Origin of the sequence: Streptomyces sp. McG3 (assembly GCF_018619185.1) — a bacterium.
Taxonomy (GTDB): Bacteria; Actinomycetota; Actinomycetes; order Streptomycetales; family Streptomycetaceae; genus Streptomyces.
This window is the reverse complement of sequence record NZ_JAAXYC010000036.1, coordinates 1-12681: the sequence shown is the minus strand read 5'-3', so window position 1 is coordinate 12681 and position 12681 is coordinate 1. Positions and strand designations below refer to the sequence as shown.

Below are 12681 nucleotides of genomic sequence, written 5' to 3'. Positions count from 1 at the left end.
CTGCCTGATCCGCCCGGTGCCGACTCGCCTTCGAGGACCGGCCGGTCCCACTCACCTTCAAGGATGCGCGTGATCACTCACCACTCCGCGGCCCGCCTCTGGCTGCTGTGCACGCCCGGCACCTCCTACGCCTTCCGCCTTGACGCCGACGACGTCCCCCGGCACGTGCACTGGGGCCGGCCGCTGAGCCTGGAGCAGGCCGTCGCCGTCGCGGCCGACCTGCCCGCCGAGGACCCCGGCGGCGACGACCCCGGGGGAGAGGAGTACGCGGTCGAGGGCGGCCTGCGCTTCGGGGCGCCGTCGCTGACCGTCCGGTTCGCCGACGGGGTCCGCGGCTTCGCGTGGCGGTTCGTCTCGCACGCGGTCGAGGAAGGCAGGCTCACGCTGTCCTTCACCGACCGCGTCCGCTGCCTCTCCCTGGACCTGAACTACCGGATCCGGGACGGCCACGACCAGATCGAGCGTTGGGCCGTCCTCACCGCGGGTGAGCAGGTGGACGTCCTGCGCCTCGACTCCGCCGCCTGGACGCTGCCCGCCCGCGACGACTACCGGGTCAGTCACGTGGTGGGGGAGTGGGGCCGGGAGTTCCAGCTCCGGCGCGACATCGTGCCCGTCGGGGAGAGCGTGTTCACCAGCCGCCTGGGCATCACGGGCCAGCACGCGGGGCCCTGGCTGATGCTCGACGCGCGAGATGCCGCCGAGGAACACGGCGAGGTGTGGAGCGCGGCTCTCGCCTGGAGCGGCAGTCGCCGCATCACCGTGCGCCGCGATCCGTACGGCCGTGCCTCCTGGACCGGCGGGTTCGGCCACGAGGGTCTGATCTGGAAGCTGGCCGCCGGCGAGCACCTGGAGACCCCTGTCTTCACCGGCCTCTACGCCCCCGACGGCTTCGGCGGCACCAGTCGCCGCTGGCACGCCTATGTCGAAGGAGAGGTGCTGCCCGCTCGCCCGGCCGAACGCCCGCTGATCTTCAACTCGTGGGAGGCGACCGGGTTCGACATCGGTGAGAAGCAGCAGAGACAACTGGCGGGCCTGGCCGCGGGTCTCGGCGTCGAGGTGTTCGTCGTGGACGACGCCTGGTTCGGCGCTCGTACCAGCGATGCGGCCGGGCTCGGCGACTGGTGGCCCAACCCCGACCGGTTCCCCCACGGCCTCGGCCCGCTCGCCGACCACGTACGTGCCCTGGGCATGGGCTTCGGCCTGTGGGCCGAGCCCGAGGCGGTGAACCCGGACAGCGACCTCTTCCGCAGCCACCCCGACTGGATCCTGAGCCAGGACGGCCGCACCCGCACGCAGCGCCGCAACCAGCACGTGCTGAACTTCGCCCGGCGCGACGTCCGTGAGTGGGCGGTCGAATGGCTGGTCAGGACCGTCACCGAGCTGGACGTGGCCTTTCTGAAATGGGACATGAACCGGCCCTTCAGCGAGGCAGGACAGCCCGGCGCCACCGACCCCGATCGTATGTGGATCGAGCACACGCGTGGGGTCTACGAGGTGATGGACCGGCTGCGCGCCGCCCGCCCCGGCCTGTATCTGGAGTCCTGCGCGGGCGGTGGCGGCCGGGCCGACCTCGGTGTCCTTTCCCGTGCCGACCAGATCTGGGCGTCGGACAACACGGACGCTGCCGACCGGGTCGCGATCCAGCACGGCCATGGACAACTGCTGCCCGCCCGGACCATGGGCGCCTGGGTCACCGACAGCCCGAACAGCCACACCGCCCGCGCGACCTCGATCCGCTACCGCTTCCACGTCTCGATGGCCGGGGCCCTCGGCATCGGCGGCGACCTGCGGAACTGGAGCGAGGAGGAGCTGGAGTGGGCCCGCATGCTGGTGGGGCAGTACAAGCGGATCCGGCCCGTGGTGCACGGCGGCGTCCAGTACCGCCTCGATCACGACGCCGTGCAGTACGTCACCCGGGACGAGGCCGTCGTCTTCCAGTTCCAGCCGTCCGCGCTGACCCGCACCACTGCCCGGACCCGGCTGAAGGGCCTCGACCCCGACGCCCGTTACCGGAACGAGGACACCGGCGCCGTCCACGAGGGCGCCGTCCTGCTGAGCCACGGCCTTTTGCCGCTGCTGCCCTTCGACTGGACGAGCGAGCTCGTCCACATCAGGAGGCTGCCCCGATGAGCCCGGCCCCCGAGCAGCGCGAGCCCGCCGAGTCGCCGGAGCGCTCCGACGCCCTCGCCGAGCCCGTCCGCCGGGTCGGCCCCGGCTGGATCGCCCTGTATGTCCTGGCCAACGTCGGGGTGTTCATCCCGATGCACGTGCCGACCACGTTCCTGATGCCCGAGCAGATCGCACAGATCGACCCGGCGGGCAAAGTCGGCAGCTATGCCTGGGTCAGCATGATGGGCGCGATCTCGGGCATCGTCATCGCACCCCTGGCCGGCGCGCTCAGCGACCGCACCACCAGCCGGCTCGGCCGCCGACGCCCGTGGCTGCTCGCGGGCTCGCTGGTCTGTGTGGCGACGCTGGTTTTCACCGGCCTCCAGACGACGGTCGCCGGGCTCGCGCTCGGCTCCCTCGTCCTGTCCGCCTCATTCATGATCATCGGCGCCGGGCTCTCCCCGGTGGTGCCCGACCAGGTCCCGGTCACGCAGCGCGGCGCGGTCCTTGGCTGGGCGATGGTCCCGCAGGCAGGTGCCCTGATCGCGGGCGGCCTGCTGATCGGCCTGGTCACGGGCTTTCCCGCCCAGTACGTGCTGCTGGCCGGATTGCCGCTGCTCATCCTGCTGTTCGCGCTCAGGATGAAGGACCTGCCGCTTCCCCACGCGCACCGTGAGCCGTTCTCGCCGCGCGCCTTCCTGGACGGCTACCGGATCAGCCCGCGTGCCCACCCCGACTTCGTCTGGGCGATGAGCTCCCGCTTCATCATGGGTCTCGGCTACGGCATGGGCACCCTCTACCTGCCGTACTTCCTCGACGACGTCCTGCACTACGAGCGCCTGTTCCCCGGTCAGTCCACCGAGGACGGTCTGCTCATCGTGATCGGCATCAACAGCGTGGCCACGCTATCCACCGTCGTCCTCAGCGGCTGGCTCTCCGACCGGCTCGGCAAGCGACGCATGCTGGTCTTCCTCGGCGGCCTGACGATGGCCTTCGCCGCTGTTCCGCTCGCCCTGTCGCCCACGTGGACCATGACGCTCATCGCGGCCGTCATCCTGGGCCTCGGCTATGGCGTCTACCTGGCCGTCGACACCGCCCTGGTCACCGAGGTGCTCCCGGCGTCGGCGGACCGCGGCAAGGACATGGCCCTCGCCAACCTGATGACGTCCCTGCCGTACGTGCTCGTCCCCCCGATCGCCTCGCTCGTGCTCGAAGGTCCGGGCGGCTACAGCTCGCTGTTCCTGTGCTCGTCGGCCATGTCGGCGCTCGGCGCGGTACTGGTCTGGAGAGTCAAGTCCATTCGCTGAGCTGCCTGCTGACAGAGCGTCAAAATCTATAGCCGGTCGTTCAAGTAGCTGTTGAGGACGCGCTTGCACTCGGCGATCAGCTGGGGGTCGCCCTGCGGGTGCGTGCGGAAGGCCAGTTGCAGCACGCCGTCAGCGCACTCCAGGGCCACCCGCAAGGCGAGCTCCAGATCGGTGTCGTCCTTGACGCCGGTCAGGGAGGCGGTCAGCGCGCGCAGCTGTCCGGCGACCGCGGTGTTGTTGTCCCGGCCCGGCTCCAGGGTGTGGTCCTGGCCCACCGCGCCGAAGTCGACCACGCCGAAACCGGTGATCGTGCGCCGCATGGCCACGAACTCGTCGATGGTCACCTCCACCATGCCCGCGACCCCGTCGGGCGCCTCGCGCTCAAGGCGATCGGTGACCCGCCCCAGGAAGGACTCCAGGTTGCGGGCGGCGAGCGCTCCGACCAGCCCCTCCCGGTCGGAGAAGAACTGGTACAGCGTCCCGATCGGCACTTCGGCCCGGCGCGCCACCTCCTTGGTGGTCAGTGCGGAGTAGCCGACCTCGTCGAGGAGTTCGGCGCAGGCGTCAAGGAGTCGTTCGAAGCGTTCGAGGCTGCGCTTTTGGACCGGTCGCCGACGCGGCGTCCCTGTGGTGCGGTCTTGATTCACGCTTCCATCATCCCATCGAACCGATTAACATGAGCCCTACTCATGTTTCAGGAGGTTGTGCGTGACACTGAACCATCTGCCCGCGGACTTCGTCTGGGGCGCGTCGACGGCGTCTTACCAGGTCGAGGGCGCCACCCGGGAGGACGGCCGCGGACCTTCGGTCTGGGACACCTTCACCGCTCGCCCGGGCACGATCCGCGACGGGCACACCGGCGAGGTGGCCTGCGATCACTACCACCGGTACGAGCAGGACCTCGACCTGATGGCCGAGGCGGGCCTCACCGGCTACCGCTTCTCCATCGCCTGGCCGCGCATCCAGCCCACCGGCAGGGGCGAGGCCAACGTCAAGGGCCTGGACTTCTACGACCGCTTGGTCGACGGCCTGCTGTCCCGCGGCATCGAACCCGTCCCGACCCTCTTCCACTGGGACCTCCCGCAAGCCCTCGAGGACGAGGGGGGCTGGCTGAACCGCGACACGGCGCACCGCTTCGCCGAGTACGCCTCGATCGCGGCCGACCGGCTCGGCGACCGCGTCCGTACCTGGATCACGCTCAACGAACCGTTCATCCATATGGTCTGGGGCTACGGCCTGGGCACCCACGCGCCGGGCCGCACCCTGTTCCTGGACTGCCTGCCGGTCGCCCACCACCAACTGCTCGGCCACGGCCTGGCACTGCGGGAGCTGCGCGGCCGCGGGCTGCAGGTGATGATCTCCAACAACTGCACCCCGGTCTGGCCCGCCTCCGGCACCCGTGCCGACCACGCCGCCGCGCAGGCCTACGACAACCTGCACAACCGCCTCTTCAACGACCCGATCCTCAAAGGCGCGTACCCCGACCTGACGGCCTTCGGCGCGGACACCTCCCTCGACGCCTGGATCCAGGACGGTGACCTGGACCTCATCTCGGCCCCCCTGGACGCCCTGGGCATCAACTACTACAACCCCACCCGCATCCAGGCTCCGGCGACTTCTGACGGCCTCCCTTTCGAGGAGGCCCCCATCGAGGGCTACCGCCGCACAGCCTTCGACTGGCCGGTGGTCCCCGACGGCCTGCGAGAACTCCTCGTCACCCTCAAGGACCGCTACCCGACCACCCTCCCGCCCCTCTACATCACAGAGAACGGCTGCTCAGCCGAAGACGTCCTCACTCCTGACGGAAAGATCCTCGACCCGGACCGCACCGACTACCTGGAAACCCACCTCCAGGCCGTCGACACCGCGGTCGCCCAGGGTGTGGACGTACGCGGCTACTTCGTCTGGACCCTCCTCGACAACTTCGAATGGGCCGAGGGCTACCACCAGCGCTTCGGCCTGATCCACGTGGACCACAAGACGCAGGTCCGCACCCCGAAGACCTCCTTCGTCTGGTATCGCGACCTCATCCGCGCGCAACGGGGTTGAGCGAGGGGCTCCCCCAAGCGCGGGTTCGTGTCTCAGCGGGCCACGGACCGGACCGCACCGGGATTCACCACCCGGTCGACCGCGAGCGCGGTCAACCAGGGTCTGTAGGCGGGTCCGAGCAGGTGGGGAACTTGTCGGCGTCGGCGATCAGGTGCCGGCCGGCCCCGGCCTGCTCGCGTAGGGCGTCGAGCAGCTCGGTGTTGGTGTGCTCGTGCCACGGTCCGGTGCTGCGTCGGGTGGGGACGACGCCGATGTGGTGGACGACAGCGAGGAACCGGTGGCGCTGGGCGGCGGAGACGTCCGGGTCCGGAGACGGGCTGTGAGGGCGTCGCCCAGGGCCGCGTCCGGCGGGCCCGGGGGTTCAATCCGGAGCTGGTCGGCCAGATCGCCGACGTGCAGATGGGCTGAGGCCTCCAGGAGCTGGGCGTAGGCATCCGCGGCGGTGCGGATGCGGTGCCTGGCGACCAGTGTGAGCACCACGGTCAATGGAGCGGCGGGCCACCACCACATGGTCAGCGGGGCGTACAACAGCGCCCACCCGGCCAGCGTGCCCGCGCGGGTCAGCGCCTGTTCAGCGACGGTGATCTCGGCGCGCGTGGTTTCGGGCAGGGTCAGCCACAAGTGCGGCCACACCAAGGGCAGATCCACGTGATGGTCGCGCTCCAGGCGGACGACCACGGAGTGCAGGCGGTCGCCGCTCCAAGTGGGCCGGTCTGGCTCCTCGGCGGCGACGCGGAGCAACGCCCGGTGCAGGGCATGCCGGACCGAAGGGTCGGCGCGTCGGCCACTGCGCGCCAACTCCGCAGCATCGTGGTCCAGTTGCCGACGGTAGCGGGCGGCCGTAGAGGTCCAGCGGGCTCGGCGTCGGGCAACCAGGGTGCGAGCTCCCCGGCGCAGCGGACGCGGCCAGGAGTGCCAGTCGGCGGCCAGTACGGTGCGTTGCGCCAGCGTGCCCGCGCCCTGCGCGGCAAGCCCGGCGGCCGCCGCGGCCGCGAGGACCGCGCCGAGCAGGACGACCTGCCCGCCGACCGTGCTCGCCGCGGGCTTCTCGGCCCACCCCGTGACATGGGAGACGAGCAGTCGGCGGTCAAGGGCGTGGGCCTGGCCGAGGGTGTGTGCGGTGGCCGCGACGGCCAGGAAGAGGGCTCCGGGCAGCGCCAGAAGCGTCAGCCAACGTTCGGCGAGCTTCTGCCCCAGGGCAGTGAGGAATCCGCCCATCGCTACAGCCGTTCACGGCGCAACGGCTGACCGGTGATGCGGCACCCGGACGGCTCCTGAGCGTCCGGCCAGGCATGGCGTGAGCACTGTCCCGTGGGGCATAACAGCAGCCATTCATCAGGACGTTGGGAGTCGACCCCGATCGGGAACAGGCCACGCCCCTGACTGCGCACCCCCGTCGCGTCACCGGCGGACAGCAGCGCCTCGTGCAGCGCGTCCAGCGGCGCGGTGGGATCCTGCCCGGCGCGCACTGACGTCACTACCCGCTCCAACGGCTCGTCTCCATGCGGCCCATAAGTCTGGAGATCCTCGCGTATGCGGTCCAACCGGGAGCACACGTACGCGATGTCGTCGCCCGTACCCCCGGTCCGCGCGTCGTGCCGGTCGTCCATCGCATCCCTCGATCGCCGAAGCCCGCTCCGGCGGAACTGGAAGCGGACCTGTGCCGTCATGATGTGGGAGAAGGGTCACACCGGGCAACCTTCAGTTCCGGTACCTCGTGACCGTTCGGCCGCCGCAGGGAGCACGGATGAGTATGCGTGACGCACTATTGGAGTCGATCCGTGCCAGGCTCAACGAGGTTGTGGCCACCGGTGACCGATCGTCTGTCATGGAACAGGCCGCGATCGGCGATGCCATGGAACTCATGCAGTGCGGGGTGAACGAGACGGCGGTGGACGCCGAAGTCCTGGTCGCCCTGGGCTGGTTCTACTTCTGGCGCTCCCAGGAGCTTCCCGAGCCGCGTGCTGAGGCGGAGCGTGGGGTCGCGCTCCGGCTTCTCGCGATCCCGTTCGTCGACGGCGAGCAATTACTGCCGGAACCACTGCTGTTGCCCCTGGCCGAGTCGGCGATACCCGAAGCCGCCAACATGCTCGTACGCACTCTGCGAACGCCCGTGGGCGTGCGGGATGCGGTCCTGGCCGTGGCGGTGTGGAGCAGGATCACCCTCCATCTGCCGGAGGACCACGTGGCGTATTACTCGGGCTTGAGCAGCCTGGGCCTGGCCTGGCGGCGCAGGTGGGAGATCGCGGGCGATCCCGTCGACCTGAACTGTGCTGTGGAGGTCGCCCGCGAGATTACCGAAACCCTGCCTGCCGGCCGGCAGGGTCGGGCCACCTACTGGTTTCACCTCAGCACCGCTCTGCATCTTCGCTTCGAACAGGGAGAGGACGTCGAGGACCTGGACGGCGCCGTCGAGGCCGGTCGCGAGGCTGTCCGTACCGCGACGGATGACGACCGCGACCGCTGCCTGTACCTGACGGGCCTGTCCAAGGTGCTGCTGACCCGCTACGCCCGCATGGGAGACCGCCTCGACCTGGGCGCGGCACTGCAGACCGCCGGTGAGGCCATCACGCAGGCGCCCGATCGGCATCCCGACCACACCATGCTCCTGACCAACCACGCCAACGCGCTTCTCGCGCGGTACGCGACCTACCTTGAGGCCGACGACATCGTGGAGGCGGCACGAACCAACCGCTTCGTCGTCCGGATCTCGCCGCGCACCCATGTTGGATATGCCCGATACCTCTCCAATGCCTGCGAGGTGCTGCGGCTGCTCTTCGCGCACACCAAGAACCCCGACGACATGAACGAGGCGATCGAGTACGGCTACCGTGCGGTGCGGGCCACGCCCGCCGGTGATCCCGAGCGGACCGCCTACCAGATCGGGCTCGTCCAGGCGCTGCGGGACCGTTTCGACGCTGTGGGCGACTTCGGCGACCTCGATGAAGCGGTGGCGGTCTGCCGTGCGGCGGCCCGGGGCGCGGCCCAACTCGACCACCCGGACCAGGCGATGGTCATGAGTGTGCTGGGGAGCGTGCTGCGACAGCGGTACGAGCGCGACGGCATGAGCGAGGACCGTGACGAGGCCCTGGGGGTGTGGGAACGCACCGTCGCGATGAGGACGGCCCTGCCGCTGTTGCGGGTCGGCACCGCCCGGCTGGGTGCCGAGCTGGCCGCGCCGTCCGAGCCCGGGCGCGCGGCCCGGTTCCTCGAGCAGGCCATCCTCCTGCTGCCCGAGGTGGCCCCCCGCCGACTGCGCCGAGGCGACCAGCAGCGCGCACTGGGCGCCCACGGCGACCAGCTGACCGCGGACGCGATCGCGCTTGCCCTGTCCGACACGGGGGTGTCCGCACCGGAGCGGGCCTCAAGAGCGCTCCGCCTTGCGGAGGCCGGACGCGCGATCCTGCTCGCCCAGTCCCTCGACATCCGCGGCGACGTGAGCGAGCTGCGGAAACAATACCCGCACCTGGCAGAAGAGTTCGTCGAACTACGCGGCAGGCTCGATGAGGACACCGAGACGGTCGGCGCGCCGGCCGTCGTGCCGGGGGCGCCTTCGCACTCCGCACGCTTGAGGTCGGCCAGAGAGATGGAGGTGCTCCTGGAGCGCATCCGCGCCCACGACGGCTTCGCCCGCTTCGGGCTGCCTCCTGCTTTCGACGAACTGGCCGCGGAGGCCGGCCGCGGCCCCGTCGTCACTTTCAACGTGAGCCGGTACCGCAGCGACGCCCTGATACTCACCTCGGACGGCGTCACCGCCTGTCACCTTCCGGGGCTGGCGTTCGAGGAAGTCGCCCGCCGGGTCGTTCAGTTCCACCTCGCACTGGTCGCGGCGACCGCCCCCGACGCCGACCGAATCGCCGCCCAGCGCACGCTGCACGAGGTACTGGAATGGTTATGGGAGGCGGCCGCCGAACCGATCCTGGCCGCACTCGATGCCCTAGGTCAACTCACCGACCCACACGATGCGTTGCCCCACGTGTGGTGGGCGCCGGGCGGGATGCTCGGCCTGCTGCCCCTGCACGCGGCCGGGTTCCACCGGGACCCCGGCGGCGTGCAGAGCCGGCGCACCGTACTCGACCGCGTCGTCTCCTCCTACACCCCGACCATCCGCGCCCTGCGCCACGCTCGCGCCCGCCGCCCCGCCGCCACCGGGCGGCCGCGCACCCTGATCGTCTCCATGCCGACCACACCAGGCCACGCACCCCTGCCGCACGCGGCCCAGGAGACCGGCCGGCTCCGGGCCGTGCTCAAGGACCCGGTCGTCCTCAGCGCGTCCGGGGAACGGCCTGCGACAACGGCCACCGTCCTTGCCCAACTCGAGCACTGCGCCATTGCCCACTTCGCCTGCCACGGCATCACCGAGTTGGCCGACCCATCGCAGAGCAAGCTACTCCTCCAGGACCACACCGAGACGCCGCTGACGGTCTCCGCGTTGTCCCGGGTCGACCTGGCCGACGCCCAACTGGCCTATCTCTCCGCCTGCCGCACCGCGCACCCCGGCAACCCCCAGCTGCTCGGTGAGGCCATCCACCTCACCAGCGCCTGCCAACTCGCCGGCTTCTCCCACGTCATCGGCACGTTGTGGACCGTCGACGACCGCCTGGCCGCCGACATCGCCGAGACCTTCTACACCCACCTGGCCGACGGCCCGACCGGCTCGCCCGATCCCGCACGGGCCGCAACGGCCCTGCACCGAACCGTCAAAGACACGCGCGACCGCTTCCCGGCCACACCGTCCCTCTGGGCGGGCTATCTCCACTCCGGCGCCTAGCGGTGTCGGTGGATGGGCCGAGCGGGAGCGCGTGACGATGAGAATCGCGCGAGGGCGGGAGAGCGTCGGGTTCCGACCCTACCGAAGAAACAGCCTTCTACCCGCGCCAACCTCGCTCGTCCTGGGGGAGCAGAGCGACGTACTCCGGGGAAGGGCTGCGGAACTCACGGTGTCGCTGAGGGGCCATGCTCCGTGAGCCGGAGCGAATTCGGTGCCCGACAGGCCGGTGGTCCGGGCGCACGTCACCCCTGTGGAGAAGGGCCTCCCGCGTGTCTCATGGTTCATCAGGCACGTCGGGATCCGGTCGGTATGAGTTCCCGCGCGTTCCGGGGCGATCGTCCGAACAGGCGCCGCTGCGATGGGAAAGCCCAGGTAGGAAGCCGCCTCGCCCGTCCCCAGCGATGTTCCTCACCAACATCGAACGGGCGTGTCGGTGTAAGGTCGGGACCGCCCTTGACCTGCACAAAGCAGGCAGGGAGCCGTCTCAGAGGAGTCCCAATGCTGCGCACTCTGTTCAAGTCCAAGATCCACCGGGCCACCGTCACCCAGGCCGATCTGCACTACGTCGGTTCCGTGACGATCGATGCCGCCCTGATGGAGGCCGCCGACCTGCTCCCCGGTGAGCTGGTCCATATCGTTGACATCGACAACGGCGCCCGCCTGGAGACGTACGTCATCGAGGGCGAGCGCGGCTCCGGTGTCATCGGGATCAACGGCGCCGCCGCACACCTCGTGCACCCCGGTGACCTGGTCATCCTGATCAGCTACGCACAGGTCGACGATGCCGAGGCCCGTGCCCTCGTGCCGAAGGTCGTGCACGTGGACGCGGACAACCGGATCGTGGCGCTCGGAGCCGACATCTCGGCGCCGGTTCCCGGGACCCGTACGGAGCGGAGCCCGCAGGCCGTCGTCGCGGGCGGTTGAGGTCGCCGTCCGTGTTTCCGGCTGAGTGACGTCCAGGGTCACGAACGAGAAAGCAGGGGTCATGGCCGAGCAGGCAGCTGTGGAGATCAGGGACGACCGGGAGCGCGGCAGGCTCGCGGCGTACGAGGACGGCAAGCCGGCCGGGACCATCGCGTACTTCGTCATGGACCCGGCTCCCGGCGCGCTGGTGGCCGTACACACCGTCGTCCGGCCCGGGCATGAGGGCAAGGGCATCGCGGGGGCGCTGGTCCGTGAGCTCTACACCATGGCCGCCCGCGAGGGCGTTCCCGTCGTGCCGCTCTGTCCGTACGCGGCGAAGTGGGCGCAGCGTCATCCGGACGAGGCGCCCGAAGCGCCGGCCGAGCTCGTCCAGGAGGCGGAGCGGCAGCTCAGGAACCACCCCGAGCTGTTCTGATACCTGGAACCGGTGCGGGTGTGGCGGGCGGGGTTCGGAGCGGTTCTCCGGCCGCCGTTCGCCACGCTGCCCGTCACACCGTGAGCGCCGTGGCCGACCCGCTCCGGGGCACGAGGTCCCGGCGGATGTACCACTCGGTCCCCAGTACCTCGCGCTGAACAGCCGCGGGCAGAGAGGCGATCCGGCCGGGCGCCGCTCCGCGGTCCACCTCGCTGCGGTGCGCGAGGATCGCGGCCAGCTTCTGCGGAAGGCAGGGGGAGACGTCGACGGTCGTGGTGATCCACGCGTCCTGAGAGCAGTACAGCGCGTCGGCCGGGGTTCCCGGCCGGGCCAGCCGGCCGCCCACCGGAACAGCAGCCGAGCGGGGGTGCGTGGCGAGGTAGAGGGCGCTCGGCTGCCAGGGATCACCGGACCCCGGGCAGAAGCGGGGCAGGCCGGCGGCCCGGACGGCCAGCGCGGTGATCCGGTGGGCGTGCACGTGGTCCGGGTGGCCGGTCATGCCTCCGTAGGCGTCCACCGTGATCACGATCTCCGGCCGGACGTCACGGATGTGGCCGACGACGGCCTCCACGGCCTCCTCCAGCGGCGCGTCGAGGAACCGGGTCCGGCCAGAGGCCGACTCCGGCACGCGGGCGTCCGCGTAGCCGAGCAGCCGTGGGGCACCCGCGCCGAGGGCGTCGAGGGCCTCGGCGAGCTCGGCGGCCCGGTGCGTGCCTTCCGCCCAGGTCGCCGTGACCACCGCGGTCCGGGCGCCGGAGGCCGCGTGCTGAGCGAGGACGCCTCCGCAGAACAGGGACTCGTCGTCCGGATGGGCGTGCACGGCGAGGACGCTCGGCAGGGGCATGAGGGGCACCTTTCGCATCGACGGCGCCGGTCGCGGATCCGGACGGCTCCAGCCGGGGCCAGCCGGGTCCGGGCGGCCTGCCGGAGTCCTGCCCACTCGGGGCGGTCCGGCACACTCCGGCTCGCGCCGCTGTCGCCGGGCGCATGTGTGGACTCGGCAGGCGCGGGCAGCCGCTCCGGGAGACGGTGGAGGAAAGCTCCATCTGTCCATTTCGTGCCGTTGTGGAGGATCGCGATGACCCACCCGTACCCCGACCCCGTAC

At 70.7% G+C, this 12681-nt stretch carries 10 protein-coding genes; 6 read left to right on the top strand and 4 right to left on the bottom strand.

Translation table 11 applies throughout. From position 1 onward, the window contains the following. Nucleotides 1-63: 63 nt before the first annotated feature. Together HET64_RS08935 and HET64_RS08930 are read left to right on the top strand one after the other, a co-directional pair. Nucleotides 64-2130 carry an alpha-galactosidase gene (locus HET64_RS08935; protein WP_215103527.1) on the top strand — a complete coding sequence of 689 codons (2067 nt, stop codon included), beginning with the start codon at nucleotides 64-66 and terminating at the stop codon, nucleotides 2128-2130. Then, nucleotides 2127-3416 carry an MFS transporter gene (locus tag HET64_RS08930; RefSeq protein ID WP_215103526.1) on the top strand — a complete coding sequence of 430 codons (1290 nt, stop codon included), beginning with the start codon at nucleotides 2127-2129 and terminating at the stop codon, nucleotides 3414-3416. The genes HET64_RS08935 and HET64_RS08930 overlap by 4 nt, the downstream gene beginning before the upstream one ends. 26 nt (nucleotides 3417-3442) lie before the next feature. Here the strand turns inward: HET64_RS08930 and HET64_RS08925 are convergent, their stop codons facing one another. Then, complete coding sequence (locus HET64_RS08925; RefSeq protein ID WP_215103525.1) at nucleotides 3443-4063, bottom strand: TetR/AcrR family transcriptional regulator; 621 nt, start codon at nucleotides 4061-4063, stop codon at nucleotides 3443-3445. Between the two features lie 61 nt (nucleotides 4064-4124). On the opposite strand from HET64_RS08925, the gene HET64_RS08920 reads away from it, so the two are divergent. Next, complete coding sequence (locus HET64_RS08920) at nucleotides 4125-5465, top strand: GH1 family beta-glucosidase (protein ID WP_215103524.1); 1341 nt, start codon at nucleotides 4125-4127, stop codon at nucleotides 5463-5465. Between the two features lie 147 nt (nucleotides 5466-5612). On the opposite strand, the gene HET64_RS08915 is transcribed toward HET64_RS08920, so the two are convergent. After that, nucleotides 5613-6683, bottom strand: coding sequence for a hypothetical protein (locus HET64_RS08915; protein WP_215103523.1), 1071 nt, complete (start codon nucleotides 6681-6683; stop codon nucleotides 5613-5615). A 2-nt stretch (nucleotides 6684-6685) separates the two neighbouring features. Then, the gene (locus HET64_RS08910; protein WP_215103522.1) at nucleotides 6686-7135 is read right to left on the bottom strand and encodes a hypothetical protein; all 450 of its coding nucleotides are present in this window, start codon (nucleotides 7133-7135) and stop codon (nucleotides 6686-6688) included. Nucleotides 7136-7212: 77 nt separating this feature from the next. Here HET64_RS08910 and HET64_RS08905 point away from each other — a divergent pair, with 77 nt between their 5' ends. The 3 genes from HET64_RS08905 (at nucleotide 7213) to HET64_RS08895 (ending at nucleotide 11575) form a co-directional block, all read left to right on the top strand. Next, nucleotides 7213-10236 (top strand): CHAT domain-containing protein, encoded by a 3024-nt coding sequence (locus HET64_RS08905; protein ID WP_215103521.1) that lies wholly within the window; start codon nucleotides 7213-7215, stop codon nucleotides 10234-10236. A 498-nt stretch (nucleotides 10237-10734) separates the two neighbouring features. Further along, entirely contained in the window at nucleotides 10735-11160 is a 426-nt protein-coding gene (gene panD, locus HET64_RS08900) for an aspartate 1-decarboxylase (protein WP_215103520.1), read from the top strand. Between the two features lie 61 nt (nucleotides 11161-11221). After that, nucleotides 11222-11575, top strand: a complete 354-nt coding sequence (locus HET64_RS08895; RefSeq protein WP_215103519.1) for a GNAT family N-acetyltransferase — start codon at nucleotides 11222-11224, stop codon at nucleotides 11573-11575. A gap of 73 nt (nucleotides 11576-11648) precedes the next feature. Here HET64_RS08895 and HET64_RS08890 read toward each other — a convergent pair whose 3' ends face one another. Then, a complete protein-coding gene (locus HET64_RS08890; protein ID WP_215103518.1) occupies nucleotides 11649-12419 on the bottom strand; it encodes a PIG-L family deacetylase in 771 nt (256 codons plus the stop codon). Between the last annotated feature and the right edge of the window lie 262 nt (nucleotides 12420-12681).